This is a genomic window from Nocardia sp. N2S4-5, from assembly GCF_044628355.1.
GTDB lineage: Bacteria > Actinomycetota > Actinomycetes > Mycobacteriales > Mycobacteriaceae > Nocardia > Nocardia wallacei_B.
Genome location: NZ_JBIUPM010000001.1, coordinates 5,215,534 through 5,233,070, shown reverse-complemented (window position 1 = coordinate 5,233,070; position 17,537 = coordinate 5,215,534). Strand labels below are relative to the sequence as shown.

At 69.3% G+C, this 17,537-nt stretch carries 14 protein-coding genes; 4 read left to right on the top strand and 10 right to left on the bottom strand.

Translation table 11 applies throughout. The features are described from left to right. Window positions 1-8: 8 nt before the first annotated feature. From ACFMRZ_RS23985 to ACFMRZ_RS23975, 3 genes are all read right to left on the bottom strand, one after another. Complete coding sequence (locus ACFMRZ_RS23985) at window positions 9-1,115, bottom strand: DUF4185 domain-containing protein (protein WP_280276630.1); 1,107 nt, start codon at window positions 1,113-1,115, stop codon at window positions 9-11. 181 nt (window positions 1,116-1,296) lie between these two features. After that, window positions 1,297-2,040, bottom strand: coding sequence for a crotonase/enoyl-CoA hydratase family protein (locus tag ACFMRZ_RS23980; RefSeq protein WP_400180842.1), 744 nt, complete (start codon window positions 2,038-2,040; stop codon window positions 1,297-1,299). Next, complete coding sequence (locus tag ACFMRZ_RS23975; RefSeq protein ID WP_280276628.1) at window positions 2,037-2,831, bottom strand: alpha/beta fold hydrolase; 795 nt, start codon at window positions 2,829-2,831, stop codon at window positions 2,037-2,039. The genes ACFMRZ_RS23980 and ACFMRZ_RS23975 overlap by 4 nt, the downstream gene beginning before the upstream one ends. A gap of 221 nt (window positions 2,832-3,052) precedes the next feature. Here ACFMRZ_RS23975 and ACFMRZ_RS23970 point away from each other — a divergent pair, with 221 nt between their 5' ends. Next, window positions 3,053-3,385, top strand: a complete 333-nt coding sequence (locus tag ACFMRZ_RS23970) for a hypothetical protein (RefSeq protein ID WP_280276627.1) — start codon at window positions 3,053-3,055, stop codon at window positions 3,383-3,385. 182 nt (window positions 3,386-3,567) lie between these two features. Then, on the top strand, window positions 3,568-3,750 hold the full coding sequence (locus tag ACFMRZ_RS23965; protein WP_280276626.1) for a hypothetical protein: 183 nt from the start codon (window positions 3,568-3,570) through the stop codon (window positions 3,748-3,750). Window positions 3,751-3,785: 35 nt separating this feature from the next. On the opposite strand, the gene ACFMRZ_RS23960 is transcribed toward ACFMRZ_RS23965, so the two are convergent. Continuing rightward, on the bottom strand, window positions 3,786-4,280 hold the full coding sequence (locus ACFMRZ_RS23960) for a MarR family winged helix-turn-helix transcriptional regulator (RefSeq protein WP_400180841.1): 495 nt from the start codon (window positions 4,278-4,280) through the stop codon (window positions 3,786-3,788). Between the two features lie 136 nt (window positions 4,281-4,416). Between ACFMRZ_RS23960 and ACFMRZ_RS23955 the strand changes: the two genes are divergently transcribed. Further along, window positions 4,417-5,352, top strand: a complete 936-nt coding sequence (locus ACFMRZ_RS23955; protein WP_400182957.1) for an NADP-dependent oxidoreductase — start codon at window positions 4,417-4,419, stop codon at window positions 5,350-5,352. A 13-nt stretch (window positions 5,353-5,365) separates the two neighbouring features. Here ACFMRZ_RS23955 and ACFMRZ_RS23950 read toward each other — a convergent pair whose 3' ends face one another. Next, entirely contained in the window at window positions 5,366-6,880 is a 1,515-nt protein-coding gene (locus ACFMRZ_RS23950; RefSeq protein ID WP_400180840.1) for an alpha/beta fold hydrolase, read from the bottom strand. Window positions 6,881-7,136: 256 nt separating this feature from the next. Here ACFMRZ_RS23950 and ACFMRZ_RS23945 point away from each other — a divergent pair, with 256 nt between their 5' ends. Beyond that, window positions 7,137-8,504 (top strand): MFS transporter, encoded by a 1,368-nt coding sequence (locus ACFMRZ_RS23945; protein ID WP_400180839.1) that lies wholly within the window; start codon window positions 7,137-7,139, stop codon window positions 8,502-8,504. Between the two features lie 2 nt (window positions 8,505-8,506). Here ACFMRZ_RS23945 and ACFMRZ_RS23940 read toward each other — a convergent pair whose 3' ends face one another. From ACFMRZ_RS23940 to ACFMRZ_RS23920, 5 genes are all read right to left on the bottom strand, one after another. Continuing rightward, entirely contained in the window at window positions 8,507-9,256 is a 750-nt protein-coding gene (locus tag ACFMRZ_RS23940) for an SDR family NAD(P)-dependent oxidoreductase (protein ID WP_400180838.1), read from the bottom strand. A gap of 127 nt (window positions 9,257-9,383) precedes the next feature. Next, complete coding sequence (locus ACFMRZ_RS23935; RefSeq protein WP_400180837.1) at window positions 9,384-12,110, bottom strand: ATP-binding protein; 2,727 nt, start codon at window positions 12,108-12,110, stop codon at window positions 9,384-9,386. A gap of 58 nt (window positions 12,111-12,168) precedes the next feature. Continuing rightward, window positions 12,169-12,558: a hypothetical protein gene (locus ACFMRZ_RS23930; RefSeq protein ID WP_280276619.1), complete on the bottom strand. Its 390-nt coding sequence runs from the start codon at window positions 12,556-12,558 to the stop codon at window positions 12,169-12,171. A gap of 232 nt (window positions 12,559-12,790) precedes the next feature. Next, the gene (locus ACFMRZ_RS23925) at window positions 12,791-13,006 is read right to left on the bottom strand and encodes a three-helix bundle dimerization domain-containing protein (protein ID WP_280276618.1); all 216 of its coding nucleotides are present in this window, start codon (window positions 13,004-13,006) and stop codon (window positions 12,791-12,793) included. Window positions 13,007-13,202: 196 nt separating this feature from the next. Then, complete coding sequence (locus ACFMRZ_RS23920; protein WP_400180836.1) at window positions 13,203-17,396, bottom strand: trypsin-like peptidase domain-containing protein; 4,194 nt, start codon at window positions 17,394-17,396, stop codon at window positions 13,203-13,205. Window positions 17,397-17,537 lie beyond the last annotated feature (141 nt).

Sequence of the window (17,537 nt, the reverse complement as noted above, 5' to 3'; positions counted from 1 at the left end):
CGCGGCGATTACAGCGTGGTGCGCATCAGGACGACGTTGTACTGGCTGTGCACCGTGGTGAGGAAGTACAGGTCGCGGCCGGTCTGGTAGGGGAAGATCGACGGGGCGTAGGCGGTGGGGAGTTCCCGGGTGTCGATCAGCACCTCGGGATCGGTCCACGGGCCCTCCGGCGACGGCGCCGTCCGCATCACCACCGAATTCCAGGGATCGGTGGTCAGCATGACGTACCGGCCGAGGTACTGGTTCCACATCACCGACAGCTCACCCACGCCGCCGGTGATCGGGGCGGCCGCGTTCACGTCGCCCTTGACCCAGCGCCCGCCGTCCCAGTACTCGTATTCGCCGAGATCCTCGATGGCGCCCTCGCGCACCCGGGCCACGTAGGCCGAATGGTTCCGGCCCGACGGGGTGCCGTACTCGTAGACCCAGCCGTCCGCCTTGGTGAAGGCGTTCATCTGGAAGTTGGCGTTGCCGCCCTCGTCGGGACGCCGGGTGAAGCCGAGGTCGGCCCACGTCTCGCCGTTGTCGGCGGAGGCGGCGAGGCCGGAGAAGTTGGTGGTCCACTGCCCCACCTCGTCCCAGCTCTGCACCGACATCAGGCTCATGTACTGCACGCCGCCCACCGCGATGCCGGCGGTCGGGATGCGGCTGATCTCGATGAACGGGATCTTGGGGCTGGGGATCAGGTCGCGGGCCTGGCCGAACACGTCGCGGACCACGCTGTCGAAAAAGATGCCGTTCGACGGGTCCTGGGTGTGGCTGCGCACCAAGATGTTGCTGCGCCAGGCCCAGGTGCTGCCGGCCAGCAGGTTCGGCAGGCCGACGCCCGCGGTGTCGCCGAACGCGGTGAGCATCTCGCCGTTTCCGTTGTCCCACATGATGCCCAGATCGGTGCCGAGCACGTTGTAATGCTCGGTATTGTTCGGGCTCGCCATTCCGGTCAACTGGAAAACCGCGCGCGAGCGGCCCGGCAGTTGTGGCAGTCCATTGGTGCCGTTCAGCACCGGTATCGGATTGATCGCGTTGGGATTTGCCGCGGCCGGGGCGGTGACGGTGAGGAGCAAGGCCGAGGCGCCCGCCATCGCGGACAGCAGGATCGAGACAGTCCTGGTCAAGTCGGTGAGCCCTCCGGATTCTGGCCGAAGCGCGGGTGCGGCCCACGACGGACTGGCTTGTGCTGCCGCACACGTTTATCGACTGGCTGGCATAAGCGAGCAAATGCTAGCAGCGAATCTCGCCGGAATGCGTTTACCGCACCGGACTTCGGGGCAATGCACAGTTTTCGGGGGAAATTGTCTAATTCTTCGACAATGCCTGCCGCACGATCAGCGGCAGTTGTGTCGCGCGTTCGATACCGAGCGTCCGGCGCAGTCCGGCATGCCAGCTGCGGTCGAACAGCCGCTTGGCGCTCGCCACCGCGTGCGGCGAACGGGTCGCGATCCGGTCGGCCAGTTTCTCCGCGGCGGCGCGTGGATCGGCGGTCACCTCGGTGATCAGCCCGATGCGTTCGGCGTAGGCGGCATCCACCGGATCGGCGGTCATGGTCAGCAGCAGCGCCTTGTCCACGCCGATGAGCCGCGACAGGGTGGCGGCGCCGGTCATGTCCGGAATCAGGCCGTGCTTGGCCTCCATGACCGCGAAGTCCGCGTCGGGGGTGGCGTAGCGGATGTCGGCGGCCAGCGCGAGCTGCAACCCGCCGCCGAAGCAGTGCCCGTGCACGGCCGCGATCACCGGCTGCGGCAGCCGCCGCCACGCCCAGCACGCCTCCTGAAAGGTGTTGGTGCCCAGCCACGGGATCGGTACGAAATTGCGGACGATGGTCAGCGGATCACCGACGGCCTCGGCGATGTCCAGGCCGCTGGAGAAGCTGGGCCCGTTGCCGGACAGGATCACCGCGCGCACGTCGTCGCGCCGGCCGACGACCCGGGCCACCCGCACCAGGTCGCGCAGCATCTCGATGGTCAGGCCGTTGTGCTTGTCGGGACGGTCGAGGGCGACGTAGGCCCGGTCGCCGTCGACGGTGAGGGACACATTGCTCATCGCGGACTCCCTGTGCTCGCGTCCAGCTGATCGAGAAGGACCCGGGCGCAGCGTTCCGGGTCGTCGTAGAACGGGGTGTGGCCGCTGCCGGGCAGCGTGCGGTGGCGCGCGCCGGGCAGCCAGGCGCGGGCCCGGCGGCTCTGCGTGGCGTGGGTGAGCAGGATGTCGCGGCTGCCCCAGGCGACGGTGACCGGGATCCGGTCCAACCGGCCGCCGTTCTGTAGCCGCGCATCGTCGAAAGAGGCCAGGGCACTGTCGAATCCGGGTGCGAACATGGCGCCGTGCGCGGTGTCGAGCGCGACCCGCGGCGCGACCGCCCACGGCTTGCCGAATACCAGGCTCAGAAACGTGGTGCGCCCCGCGGGCGTGCCGAGAATCGCGGGCAGCGCGCGGCGCAGACGCAGGCCCAGCGCCTTCGAAGCGCCCAGCGACCGCTGGCACCACACCCGCCCGGCGACCGACCAGAATCCGATCGGCGAGAAGGCGGTAACCGACCGGGCGAGGCCCCGGGCGCCGAGGTTCAGCACGATCAGCCCGCCCATGGAATTGCCCGCGAGATGCGGCCGCTCCAGTCCCTGTTCGGCGAGGAAGGCGGCGAGCGCATCGGTGAGATCGTCGACGGTGGCGCCTTCGAGCGGCGCGGACTCACCGAAACCGGGCAGGTCGACGGCGAACACCTCGAACGACCGGGCCAGCGTGTCGATCACCGGCTCCCACACCTGCCACCGGCTGCCGACGCCGTGCACGAGGACCAGCGGCTCGCCCGCACCGACTCGGTGGTGGTTCAGCATTCTCTTCAACTCCCCGCGCCGGGTGGTGGACGGCGCCCACACTAGCAACGATTGGCGCTACGCCAACAGGTCGCGGCGAGGTCGATGCCGCGATGGACCCCTGACAGTGCTTCCCCACGATTTTCCGGTCACCGACTGTTCCCGGACCGCGCGATACGGCAGGATCACGACGGCGGTTGTGCCGCCGCACGACACACCACATTGCATGAAACGAGGAACCGTTGAGGATTTCGCTGATTGCCGCCGCGCTCGTCGCCCTGCCACTACTGGCGGGGTGCGGCGGCTCGGATCATTCGGAGCACGAATCGAAGATCAGCCAGGCGGATCTGTCCAAAGCACTGCAGGACAGCGGCCTGAAGGATGCCGCGATGGCCGATTGCGCCGCGAAACACTATGTCGACGAGGGCATTTCGCAGGACGGGCTGAAGATCATGACCAAGCCCGGCACCAATGCGCAGACCTCGGACCCGTCCGCGATGGGCCTGAGCCAGGACGACGCCGCCAAGGCGCAGTCGGCCACCAAGCTGATCGTGAAGGACTGCCTGCAGCAGTGAATTCGGGTCCGGTCCCCCTGCCGGACATGTCCGAATATTTCCACCCGAAAATGGCGCGGAGTTTGCTGGGCACTCGCTAAGCTGTGCGCGTCTCCACAGTGAGATGCCCTGCAGAGCGGGCCGCGATTGCCCCCGCGGCCCGCTATCGCATCCGTCCGATGTCGTCTCCCAGGGGGAGGATGATGCTCAGCCTGATCGCTTCGAGGTCGCCTGCGGAGCAACTGCTTTCGGACATTCGCGCCGCTGGGTACACGGTCGAGGAGTTCATCGCGCTCCTGCGAGTGGACCCGATCGAAGACACCCGGCCGCTTCCCCCGATCTCGGACAACGAGTTCTGGGTGATTCCGCCGCGCCGCGCCAGCTGATTCGCGCGTCCCGTTAGCTGTCCGCTCGCCGCGAACTAGCCGGACTTCGGCGTGCGCCTGCGCGGAGTAGCGGAGCGCGGAGGCTGGGCGCGCATGTGGTCACGGACCCGGGTCATGATGACGCCCAATTCGGCTACGTCGCGCGGAGGCAGCGGGTCGAAGAGCATGCGGCGGGTCACCTCGACGTGGCCGGGCAGCACCTGCCGCACCCGCTCCAGGCCGGACTCGGTAATGGTCACGACGGTGGCGCGCTGGTCGTCCGGACTCGGCGCGCGGATGATGAGGCCCGCCCGTTCCAGCAGACCGGCCTGGTGGGTGAGGCCGCTGCGGCTGTAGACGACGCCGTCCGCCAGCTCGGTCATGGTCAGCTGTCCCTCGGCGCCGGCGAGCCGGGCCAGCAGCTGAAACTGCACGTAGCTGAGGTCGCCCGCGGTGCGCAGCTGCTGTTCCACGGCGTGCTGCAGCAGGCTGACCGCCTCCATGAGCGCGAAGTACGTGTTCAGCTGTTCCGGCTCCAAGGGTTCGGGCACGCCTTCATCCTAAAGTGCTTCGATATCGAAGCTATGTGACGGCCTTCACAGCATCGAGGGGTTTTGCTTCGATATCGAAGCAGTTACTGTTCTCGGCATGCTTCGAAATCGAAGCAACCTGAGCTGGGAGGCAGTTATGAAGGCAGTGCGCTACCACCGGTACGGCGACAGCGACGTGTTGGAGTACGAGGAGGCCCCGCGGCCGGTTCCGGGCGCTGGCGAGGTGTTGGTGCAGGTGACGGCCACGTCGTTCAATCCGGTCGATGCGACGATTCGCGCGGGATATCTGAGTGAGGTGTTCCCGGTCGCGCTGCCGCACGTGCCGGGCATCGACCTCGCCGGGACGATCACCGAACTCGGCGCGGGAGTCGAAGGGCGGCGGCCCGGCGATTCGGTCGTGGCATTCCTGCCGATGACCGCGGACGGCGCGGCCGCCGAGTACGTGCTCGCGCCCGCCGACGCGCTGGCCGCGGCACCGACCACCGTGGCCGCGGCCGACGCCGCCGCCCTGCCCGCCGCCGGGCTGACCGCATGGCAGGCGCTGTTCGACGTCGCCCAGTTGCAGGCCGGACAGCCGATCCTGGTGAACGGCGCCGGTGGGGCGGTCGGCGGCTACGCGGTCCAGCTGGCGAAGCAGGCCGGGGCCGCGGTCACCGCGACCGCGAGCGCGCGCAGCGCGAACCGGTTGCGCGACTACGGAATCGACCACATCATCGATCACCTGGACTACACGGCCACACCCGTCACCGCCGCGGGCCGGCCGTTCGACGTGGTCCTCAACCTGGTGGGCACCACGCCGGAGGAGACCGCCGCACTCGTCGACTCGGTCGGCGACGGCGGGGTGCTGGTGAGCGCCACGACTCCCCCGCCGGAGCAGGCGGGTCGCGGGGTGCGGACGGAACGCCTCTTCGCCCGCAGCGACGCCGGGCAGCTGGCCGAACTGGTCCGCCGCGTGGACGCCGGGCAACTGCGGATCGACGTCGCCGACCGCCGGCCACTGGCCGATCTCGCGGCCGTGCACGCCGATGCCGACGCCGGACGGTTGCCGGGCAAGACCGTCCTGGTGGCCTGAGCGCGGCGGCGGCCTACTCCGGGAAGTAGCCGGGGTCGGGTTCGCAGGTGCGGTCCGCGGCGGGCAGGGTTCCGGTGCCCAGGTAGGTGTTGACGATGTCGTTGACACAGGGACTCAGCCCGACGCGGAAGGCGCCGTGAATCCTGGTGTGCGCCAAGGTCACCAGCCGCGAGGCGGACAGATCGCGGTGCAGCTCGAGGGTTTGCGGATAGGCGGTCCGGGTGTCCTGCACGGTGCCCAGCAGCAGTGCCGGACTCGCGTTGCGCACCTCGGTCGGCGGCTCGACCGGCTCCGGCCAGAACGCGCAGGCGGTGATGTTGTTGGCGAACGCGCCGAACACCGGCTGGCTCGCCCGGACCGCTTCGATATTGCGGTAGTACCACGCCGGATCGCGCGGCGCGGCCCGGTCACCGCACAGCACCGCGGCCATGCCGGACGCCTCGGTCGGGACGGCGCCGGAGATCTTCGTCTTCAATCGCTGCATGTCGACGGGCCGCCCCGAGACGCCGTCGTCGATGATCCGCACCGCGTCGGCCAGGTCGGCGTTCAGCTTCGGATTGACCAGCAGCGCAAGCAACATCATCGGCACCGTGTGCTCGTCGATGAGGTAGGCGTCGCTCACCACCGGGTGTGCGGCCGCGCGGTGGAGGAGGTCCTCGATGAAGGCGCGCACTTGCGCGGGGGTGGAACCGAAGTGGTAGTCGGCATCGTGGCGGGCCGCCCAGATAGCCCAATCATCCAGTGCCGCTTCGTTCGTCCCGCCCATGTCCTGGAACATGCCGATCCAGTAGCGATCCGGATCGACCCCGCTGTCGAGCACGAAGCGGTCGGCGCGGTCACCGAACATCTCCAGGTAGACCGCGCCGAGGTAGCTACCGTAGGAGCCGCCGTAGTAACTGGTCCGGGCATCGCCGAAGACCCCGCGGATGACGTCCATGTCGCGAGCGACGTTGCGGGTGGTGGAGAACCGCGCCCGCTCCGGGTCCGGCGCAACGCACGAGGTGGCCAGGGCGGCGGCCAGCGCGGTGTCGCGGGCGTAACCGAACACGTCGAATCCGGCCGAGAACAGCATGGTGGGCAGCGGCAGTGCGCAATTCACCCGATCGGAGCGGCCGATGCCGCGCGGGTCCATGCCGATCAGGTCGTACTGGGCGCGGACGTCCGGCGTGAGCCGATCGCGCACGGTGACCATCATGCTCAGCCCGGGGCCGCCGGGTCCGCCCGGATTCGACAGCATGATGCCGCGCCGCCGGGCGGGGTCGGTGGCGGCGATGCGGGAGATCGCGACCGTGGTCGTGCGTCCGTCGGGACGGTCGTAGTCGAGCGGGACGACCACGCCCGCGCAGAGCGCACCCGTCGCGTCGAGTGCCCGATCGCCGCACGACTTCCAGTCCAGTTGCTGATGATAGAAGCGGTCCAGGGCGGCCGGGGGACCGTCGTCGGCGCCCGCCGGGACCGCCGATACCGTGGCGGCCCCGGCGGTCAGCACCATGCCCAGCACGATTCGTCGAAACCACCTACCGCGCATCGAATCTCCCTCGCCGTGTCCGTTCGCCTCGGCACGCTACGCCGTCGCCTGCCGTTCGCCCGCAGGCGCGTCCGACCGATCATCGGCGACGCGGGCCGTCGGCGACAGCCCCCACTTCCGCGGCGGTTCACTCCGCCGCCGAGCCGGGCGTAACCGGCACGGAAGCGCGGCGGCACAGACTGGGCGGGTTGCGGCGTGCAGCGATCCAGCCGACCGGCGAAGGAGGGGCCGTGCGTGTATCTCGGCGCAGAAAGCGATGGTAGCGGCGAGCCCGCGCGGGGTGCTGCTGCCGCTGACGCTGGCGCAGTTCATCTGCAGCTTCGCCGGCTCGAACATGAACGTGATGATCAACGACATCAGCACCGACCTGCACACCACCGTGCAAGGGGTGCAGGTCACCATCACGATCTTCCTTCTGGTGATGGCCGCGTTGATGATTCCCGGCGGGAAACTCACCGACCGCTACGGCCGCAAGCGCTGTCTGATCGCGGGCCTGGCGGTGTACGGGGTCGGCGCGGTCCTCAGTGCCGCCGCGCCCGGCCTGGGGGTATTGATTCTCGGCAACTCGATTCTGGAGGGGGTCGGGACAGCGCTGCTCATTCCGCCCGTCTACATCCTCACCACCCTCATGTTCACCGAAACCGATTCGCGGGCAAAGGCTTTCGGCGCCATCATGGCGATGGGCGGAATCGGGGCCGCGGCGGGGCCGCTGCTCGGCGGACTGATCACCTCGGCGCTGAGCTGGCGCGCGGCCTTCGTCTTCCAGGCGCTGGTCGTCCTCTCGATCGTCGTGCTGAGCCGGCGGATTCGTGATCCGTTGCCCGCCGACCCGTCGCGCAAATTCGATATCGGGGGTGCTGTGCTCTCCGCGACCGGGCTGGTTCTGCTGGTCGCCGGAATTCTCGTCGCCGACGACAACATTCTGCTGACCCTCGCCCTGCTCGCACTCGCGGCGGGCCTGCTGACGTGGTTCTTCGTGGCGGCGCGGCGAAAGGAACGCGGCGGCGGCGAGCCCCTGCTGTCGACGAGCCTGTTCCGCTACCGCACCGCGAACCTCGGGATGGTCACCCAGAACATCCAGTGGCTGCTGCTGATGGGCTCGTCCTTCGTGGTCGCGGCGTATCTGCAGGTGGTGCGCGGGTACAGCGCGATCGAGACCGGTGTCGTGTTCACCGCGGCGACCGTCGGCCTGCTGGTGTCGTCGCTGGCGGCGGCACGGCTCGCGCGCCGCCGGCCGCAACGCACCCTCATCATCGACGGTTTCCTGGTCACGATCGTCGGCATCGCCGTGCTGCTCGCCTTGGCGCACCGCGCGGTCGACCCGTGGGCCTTCACCCCCGGACTGCTGTTGATCGGGCTCGGGCTCGGCGTCATGCTCACCCCGTCGGTCAACATCGTGCAGTCGAGCTTCGGCGAGGACCAGCAGGGCGAGATCTCCGGCCTGTCCCGCAGCGTGTCCAACCTCGGATCCGCACTCGGCACCGCGATCGCGGGCACCATCCTCACCGCCGGGCTCACCGGCCACGCCTACGCGGCCGCCATGATCGTCCTGGGCGCTCTCGGCCTCGCGGGTTTCGCCGCCGCCATGTTCCTTCCCGACCGGGGCGGCGGCGTCCCCGCGTGAGGTCAGTCCCCGCAGGCTCCGCAGGAGATGTTGACCTGAGTGCCGGTCAGGGAGCGGCCGCGCTCGGAGGCGACGAATGCCGCGACGTGCCCGACATCGGACAGCGTGGCCGCCCGCTTCAGCAGAGTGGCGTCGACGATGCCCTTGCGCGCCTGCTCGGTTTCCGGGATGTCCGGGAAGGTGTCGATGATGCCGCCGGTGAGCAGCGAGACGACCCGGATGCCGAACGGCCCGAGGTCGGCCGCCCACTGCCGCCGCAGCCCCTCCGCGGCGTCCATGCTCACCTGCACATTGCCGAGGCCCGGGAACTTGTGCGCCGGGTCCGAGCCGCCGAAGAACAGGATGACCCCGGACTGCTGCGCGATCATGTGCCGCGCGGCGGCCTGGGTGGTCGCCAGTTGTGCCCGGACGAGTGTGGCGATCGAGTCGGCGAAGGCGTCCACCGAGATGTCGACGAGCGGCTGGAAGAGGGCCTCGTAGCCGATCACGTTGACCGAGATGTCGGGGCTGCCGGACTTCTCGGCCACCGCGGCGGCGTGGTCGGCGACGGCAGCGGCGTCCAGCGCGTCCACGACGGCGGTCTCGGCGCGGCCACCGGCGCCGCAGATCTTGTCGGCGACCTTGTCGAGCGTGGCGGCGGTGCGGCCCACCAGGTGGCAGCTCGCCCCCTCGGCGGCGAAGCCCTTGGCCATCGCGGATCCGATGGAACCGCCCGCGCCGTAGATCACCGCGGTCTTGTTCTCGAGCAACATGATGTCTTCTCCCTGTCGGTTCTGACCTGCCGGAAGAAAGCTATTTCGCCGGTCGTCCGGGCCGCATCGGTCGCATGACCGGCGTGTGCCGTGGCCGCGGACCGCCGGATAGGTCATCCGCTCCCCGTCACAGCTCGAGCTGGGCGAGTTCGATGCGCCGCGTGACGCCGAGTTTCGGATACGCCTTGTACAGGTGGTGGCCGACGGTGCGCGGGCTCAGGAACAATTGGGCGCCGATCTCCCGGTTGCTGTGCCCGGCCGCCGCCAGCCGCACGACCTGAACCTCCTGCGGCGTCAGCAGTTTCAGCGGGTCGCCGCGCTGCTCGGCGGGCCGCTCACCGAGGGCGGCCAGTTCGACGCGGGTACGGTCCGCCCAGTCGCGGGCGCCGACGCGATCGAAGGCTTCCATCGCCGCCACGAGCTGTACGCGGGCATCGGCCCGGCGACGGCGGCGCCGCAGCCATTCACCGAAGGACAGCTGCGTGCGGGCGCGGTCGTAGTGCCCGCCATGCCCCTCGTGCAGTTCGAGCGCGGTGCGGTAGTGCTTCTCCGCGTCGTCGTCCGCAGTCGCAATCAGCGCGTGGCAGCGGTGTAACAGCGCCGCCCCCAAGGGATTTCGGATCGCCCGGGCCCAGCGTTCGAACGCGGGCAGAACTGCCGCGGCGCGCTCCGGGAAGCCGCCGCGGATCGCCGCCTCCACCTGGTCGGGCACGGCGCGGATCGGGAAGTCGTGTGCGACCGGCCCGGTACAGACGCCGTCCAGGGCGTCGACGACCGATTCGAACCGGCCCGCCGACAGATCCGCGATCGCGAGCCCCCAGGTCATCAGCGCGGCGTGGGCCGGATGTCGTTGGGACAGCAGCGGTTCGATGTCCGCGGCGAGTGCTCGGGCACGCTCCGTATCGCCCGCTATCGCGGCCAGCCACACCTCCACCGCCCGCAGCACGGCCACCTCGGTGTCCATCTCGAGTTCGAGGGCGAGCGAGACGCCTTCCGCCACAGCGGTTCGCGCCTGCAGGAACTGCCCGTTCAATAATCGCGCGAGCGCCAGCACCTCGAGCGAGTACGGAATCCACAGCACCGCTCCCGTCGAGCGGGCCTCGTCCAGTGCCGCGTCCATGATCGCGGCGGTGTCCGCGTCTTCGGCGAGCATCACGCCGCTGAACGCCGCGACGATCTTGTGGAGGCAGTCGACATCGGCGCCCCGCGCGACGCGCAGTTGCTCGGCCATGGCGCCGACGGCGGCTTCGGGCCGTCCCGCGAGGAAATCGGCCCAGGCGATCTGGGCGGCGACATGCCTGCGCAGCGGCGAATCATCGGGCAGGCGAAGGGATCCGAAATGCCCGACGGCGCGCTCCAGCAGGTCGCGCCGACCCGCGTCGCGACCGCAGCAGGCGGCCTCGGACAGGATGTAGACCGCGCGTTCGGGGTCGTGGGCGACCACCAATTCCGCTGCCCGCAGGGCGAGTTCGGCGTCTCGGGCGGGTGAGGTGCGTTCGTATTCGATCTGCGCCTTGATATGTGTTGCGTCCGCGCGGATTCCGTTGTCGGTGGTGAGCGCGGTGGCCTCGGAGGCCAGCCGGTCGGCCCGGTCCGGCCGTCCGGCGTCGTAGGCCGCGCGGGCGGCCATCAGGATGCGCCGGGCGCGGTGTTCGGGGTCGGCGCTGAGCCGTGCGGCGCGGTCGTACGCCGCCGACACCGCCATCGCCCCGCCGCGGTGCTGGGCCCGGCGCGCCGTGTGTTCCAGCTCGGTGGCCACCCGCTCGTCCGGTTCGGTCGTGGCGGCGGCGAGATGCCAGGTGCGGCGGTCGGCGTCCGCCGCGGCGGTCAGCACCCGGGCGAAGGCTTCGTGCACGGCGACGCGCTGATGATGGGCCGCCTGCTGGTAGGCGGCGGCGCGAATCAGGGGATGCCGGAACGTCAAGGCATCGGTGGACATCGCGACGAGGTCGGCGTGCTCCGCGGGCTCGAGATCGGCGGCCGTGAGCCCGAAGGCGGCGCCGACGCTCAGGATGGTGTCGACGCCCGCACCGGTATCGGCCGCGGCGATCAACAGCAAGGTGCTTGTGGCCGTGGGTAATTCGGTGATCTGCGCCCGGAAGCTCTCCTGCACGCGGCGGGTCACGGGCAGCGGGCCGACCTCATGCATCGGGTCGGCGTGCCCGGCCCGTTCGGCGGCCCGGCGCGCCATGCCTAATTCGATGAGCGCCAACGGATTACCGTCCGACTCGTCCAGCACCCGCTCGCATCCCGGCACGGTCAGCCCCGCCACGCGCTCGGCGAGCAACCGCGTGGCCGCCGGGCGAGGGAGACCGCTCAGGCGCAGCGCGTCGATGCCCGGGGTGGCGAACGGCGAGGCGGTCTCCCGCACCGCGAACACGACCGCGACCGGATCGGCGTGGAAGCGGCGCGTCGCGAACAGCAGCGCGTCCGAGGAGCTGCGGTCGAGCCACTGCGCGTCGTCGACGAGGACCAGGGTCGGCGTCTCGGCGGCCAGTTCGGCCAGCAGCGTCAGGGTGGCCGCGCCGACGAGGAAGCGGTTCGCCTCGGGCGCCTCGATCTGCCCGAACGCCGCGCGCAGCGCCGCCTCCTGCGGGCCGGGCAACCCGTCGAGCCGATCCAGATACGGGTACAGCAGCAGATGCAGTGCGCCGAAAGCGAGTTCGGCCTCGGACTCGACGCCGACACCGCGCACCATACGCATCCCGGCCGCCGCGGTCGCGGCGTACTCCACCAGCGCGGACTTCCCGATCCCGGCCTCGCCCCGAATCACCAGAGACCGGCTGCTGCCCGCCCTGGCGTCGTCGAGCAGCCCCTCGATCTCGGCCTGCTCGCTGTCACGACCTGCCAACACGTCCGCCAGCGTAACGACGGGCGCCACCGTCTACCCGGTATTGCCGGTCGGGAGCGGTTCAGAAGACCTCGACGGACATATCGGAGACCTCACGCGCCTCCAGCACATCGTGCAGCACGGTGACGACGACGTGCACCACGTGATCGCGGTCCAGCCCCGCGTCGTCCGCCCGGAGCACGTAGGCCGAATCGAGTTCGGCGAACCCGAGATTGCCGAGCGACGCGAGTTGCCGTTCGGTGAAACCGGCCGGACTCGGGCCGCCGCGCAGCCGCTGCCACAGTGAACGCCGGTGCGGCCGTTCCGGATACGCCACCTCGATGTGGAAGACGTTCCCTGCCGACGAAAGCCATTGGACCAGACCGCAACCCGTATCGATCACGGCGGTCCCGTCACCCGTGGCGACCGAGCGATGCACCGCGTCCCGCACGAAGTCCGGTAGCGAACTCATCCCCATATTCCCCAAACCGTCCGATGCGAGCCCGGCCGCCGGACTGGCCGGTCGGTGTCCTGTCGCCACGATGCTAGCGCGGCCACGGGCGCCGCCCGGCCGATCCGTCCGGGCGGCTGGGAAGTCACACGATCCGCTCAGAAAACCGACGTACGCTGCGCGAACGTTTGTGAGCGAAGCTAAGTAGTCGCATGTCCAGGACTGTGCGTCGGATTGCCGTGCGAGACACGACCTAACGACGGTGTAGGCGCCGGGGCGGAATGCCGGAGAGTTCCCGTTCCGCGCATCGCTCCACCAGGATCGGGGCGAAACTCCTTACCGCCGAATTCGAGAAGCGTTCGTGGAAGCGTTCGACGGTTGCTGCGATGGTGGCCGACGGGACCTCGGGATGGCCGGCGGCGAGTCGCTCGATGACGGTGTTGATCTGCACAGCCTCGTCGTTCTGCATAGGACAGTCCTTGCCTTGCTCACTCGTGTGGGGCCCACGTGTCCTGCTGTCCGGCATCCACCACGCACGCTGACCGATAGAACTACCAGCGCACGAGTATACCGTACCGCTGGATAGCGGGCCGTTGTTCGGTGATACATCGATCGCGACCGGGAATGGATTCGCGCCCGGCGCGGGCGATCATCCGCACCGCCGTCTAGGGCCCGGCCTCGCAGGGCGGTGCGTCGTCGGCACCTACCGGCAGCAGCGCGCGTTCCTCGGCGGAGTAGTCCCGGTTGTGAAGCGCGCACAAGCGTTGGAACATCTGAGCCTTGCCCAGGTTCACGCGAAAGTCTCCACCGCGATAGAGAATATGTACCGTATTGTTTTCCACGAACACATCATGGATTTTCCCGGGGAGCTGCAGTGTGGCTATTCGCCCACGATTGCGATCCCAGATGTCGATATTGTTCGGAGCGACACCGTCTATCGCCACCCACAGACCATCCGATGTGGTTCCGCGCAGGTACGGCAAGGGGGGCATCGGCCACGACGGTTCGGTGATCGCGCCGGTCGCCGGATTCCACATCTCCATACGGCCGGTCTGCACGTACACAACGGGATCGGGCGGATCGTAATACACGCCGTTATAGTCCCAGGCCTCCTCGAAATCAAAAGTGCTGACCCGCCGCCGTTCGGACAGGTTCCACACCGTCGCCGCTCCCGAGGAAGTGATCACTATTTCATCGGGCCGCGCGCCGGGTCGCCCGAGGGCGCCGTCGGCGCCGAGCCGTACGAGTTCGTCCCGGTCGCGCCACAGCGGTAGCGGATCGGACAACGCTCGGCCGTCGCGGATTTCCCAGCGGGTGAGCATGCCGCCGTACATGGCGAGAACCTCTTCCGAGCCGGGGAACACGATGTCACCGTGCCAGCCCTCGGGATCGCCGAGTTCCGCCGGGACCGGCAGCGGGATTCGATGAACCACCTCGAGAGTTCGAGCGTCGAAGACCACCAGCTGCGGCCGCGAGCCCACAGCGACGAGATAGCGCTCGTCGGGTGTGAACTTCAGGACCGGCTTGTCGCCGAGATCGATATCGCTGGTCGCGCCGCCCAGTGCGACGTGCGCCAGCCGTTGCGGCCGTGGCCGCACCCGTTTGATCTCGAGCCTGCTCGTGCGCGCGGCAGCGTCACGACTATAGGTGGCGATGGTTTCCGCGTCCCCCGACCACGCCGTCACCGCGGGCTCCTGCGTGAACAGATCGGCTTCGCCGACGGGCACGGCGGGCGAGTAGTGCAGCAGACCGCCGGGGTAGAACACATTGAGAATCGGTCCCTGCTCGGTATCAGTGACGATCGTACTGTTCTGCCCGGTGCTGCGCCCGACCTCGGTTCGATAGATCCGGCCCGTCGCCAAGCTCATGAATTCGATACTGAAGACGGCATCGCGCGGGTGGTTGTCGGCATTGATGAAAAACCGTTCGGAACTGTCCAGTTTCGAACGGATGCAGAAGTCGTGGTCCACGTCGAATCGGAACCGCTCGACGCCTGTTCGAGTATCGAAGACCGCCAGACTCTGCCGTGGTTCGCCCGGCGGTGCCGGCAGGCAGGAATATATTCCTCCCCGAACCGGATATCCGTCCGGCAGCACGCGGATCACGTTGCCGCCGAGGTCCCGCAGCACATTGAAAATCTCCACGCCATCGGTTTCCTCGAACATGATTTCCGTGCCGCCCGGGCCGACGTACCGCGGAATTTGATCGCGCCGAGCCGACGGGGGCGCCGCGATGCGCGCCGGGTGCGCGGTCGACGTGTCGTATACCTCGAGAACATCCGGCGGGGACGCCTTTCCGGGTCCTCGCTCCGGGTCGATCGACAGCACCAGCACCCCGCCGTCGGCCGAAAGCCTCACTCGTATGGCGTAATCCGGCAACGCTCGACCGGAACCGGCACGGATGTTCACCGGTCCGGTGCGGCTGCGTACATCCCACACCGACACCTCTCCGCTTCGCTCGACGACGGCGATCTTCCCGCCGTCGTCGGACATCGCGACCGACATCACGCGATCATCGGCAGGCACCTTCCAGATCACCGGTCTTACGTCACGAAGGCCGGTCTGGACCCGGGCCGTGCCGTCGGCGCCGACCGCCACCAACGCCGTCCCGTCCGCGGCCGCCCCGGAAGCGATTCGGCCCGCACCGGTCGGCATCTCGCCCGGCGTGAAACCGGCGATCGCACCGAGACCGGCTTGCTGGTAGAGCAGGGCGTCCTCCACCTCGGGATGCCCGGGTGCGTGCCGATGTGCCGCCTGTGCGAACTGCAGGGCCGTCAACGGTTGCAAGTCGGCGAGCCGCATCGACTCCTTGGCGAGGGTGATCCCGGCCGCGAGCCGCAGTTGCGCGGCGCGTTCCTGACTGGTGCGGTACGCCACGACCGCAGTGGTCGCGGCCACCAGCGCCAGCACGGCCGTCGCGGCGGTAACCATCCGCCAGCGGCGCACCTCCCGGCGCCGCACCCGTCGACCGGCCTGGATGTACCGGTGCTGCGCGGGGGAAAGGTCGGCGGCACGAGCGGCCAGCCATTCTTCGGCGGTAGCCAGCGCACCGCCGCGCAGCAAGGCGCCGCTGTCGTATTGCGCCGCTTCCCATTCGAGTCGGCGGTTGTCGAATTCCTGCTGCCAGGAACGGAAGTCGCGATCGTCTTCGAGCCAGCCGCGCAGCGTGGGCCAGTTGTCGATCAGCGCCTGGTGAGCCAGTTCGACGATCACGACGCCGTCGGCCCGGCGCCCAACGGCCACCAGCCGCTCGCGGGCCAAATGACCTGCGAGGCCGTGTAATTCCGGGTGTTCGGCCAAAGCCATCGCGGCCCGGACGAATCCGGTGCCGGTCCTGATCGGTACCGCGATCATCGTCAGCAGTCGCCGCACCGCCGCTGCCTCCGGTTCCGTGAACCGGGCGAGCGCGCGATCGGCACGGCGGGTGATCGCCCCGGCGACACCGCCGGAACGCTCGTAGTCGGCCAGGGTCAGCCGCCCGCTGCCGCGCTGTTCCCACAATTCGGTCAGTGTCGACTCGAGCAACGGCAAACCGCCCGGCTGGTGCACCGTATCGTCGACGAGCCGTTCGACGAGGTCGGCATCGATACCGACGCCGGGGGCATGGGCCAACGGCCCGCGGATCACAGCCCGCAGTTGCTCACGTTCCATGGCCGCCAGCGCCACGGTGGCACCGTCGAGCAGGTTCGCGATCTCGGTGTCGACCAGTTCGCCGACGGCCTCCCATCGGAGCGTCAGCACCACTCGAATCGTCTTGCCGGCCGCGTCGGCGGCGGCGACCAGCTCGATGAGCCGGTGCACCAGGTCCTGGGCGTGTGCCGGCGCCGTGGCCGCCAAGTCCTCGAACTGGTCCGGAAACACCAGCAGCCCTTCGTCGGGGATGCGATCCACCAGTTCGGACGTAGGGTTGCCGTCCGCCGCCGGCTGCCGCACGACAGCCATGAGGAGGGCCGACACATCGTTTCCACCGTCGCGCACCTGCGAATCCGAGGTCGCCGACAGGCCGGTGAGGCGAACGGCCGCGACGGCCATGCCACGTCGACGCACCCGAGGTAGCACGCCGGCGCTCACCAACGACGACTTCCCCGTGCCCGAACCACCGACGACCGCCACGAACGGCCGCTGTGCCAACGCGGCCAGCACCCGTTCGATATCGGCGTCGCGGCCGTGGAACAGGGGTGCGTCATCCTCCTCGAATCGGTCCAGTCCGCGATACGGATTCGGCAGCATCGCCGGATCGATCCCGAGCACCTCGGCGATCGGAATCATGAAGGCGGTCCGCGTATATCGCCGCCGGTCCGCCGCCACTGCCATGCCGACCACAGACCCGGACGCCGCATCCCACACCGCGGCCCCGCTGAAGCCGCCCGTGATCGGCTGCCCACCGGTTGCCGCCTGCAACTGCAGCCAGCCCACCCCCTGCGCGGCCCGGAACTCTCCCGACACCCACACCCCCAGGTCGAGTTCGGCGGGGAACCCGAGCATCCGGAACTCCCGGCCCCAGGGCTCCTCGGCGCGCCAGAACGGAGGCGCCGGTATCGGTTCCGGCAGCGGCTCGATAATCTCCAGCACCGCGATGTCGCCGCCCCCGTCGGCTGTCGTCGGCGCCCAGCGGCGGACCCGCGCACCGACCCGGCCGGCCGCGGGCAAGAACGGAAAGTCGATCCACACCACGGTGTCCGGCGGCCGGGTTTCCTGCGCGTCCGCGCCGGCGGCCTCGGAAACAACGTGCGCGCAGGTCGCGACGAGTCCCGGGCCCACGACGAATCCGGCACCGACGACCGCGCCCGACCCGGCGAGAATCCGCACCGCCACCGCGCCGAAACCCGTACTGTCCCCGGCCGATACGCCTGCCCGCATCCGCAAGGCTCCCTCCCACCGCTCGCGCCGCGGCGCGAGTCCGATTCCGCGATGGCTCGACTTCCGCCCAACCCTTTTGCCGCCCAGCGGGTCTACACCCTCGTGAGCAGCAGCTCCAGACAGAGCGTGACACACCAGGAG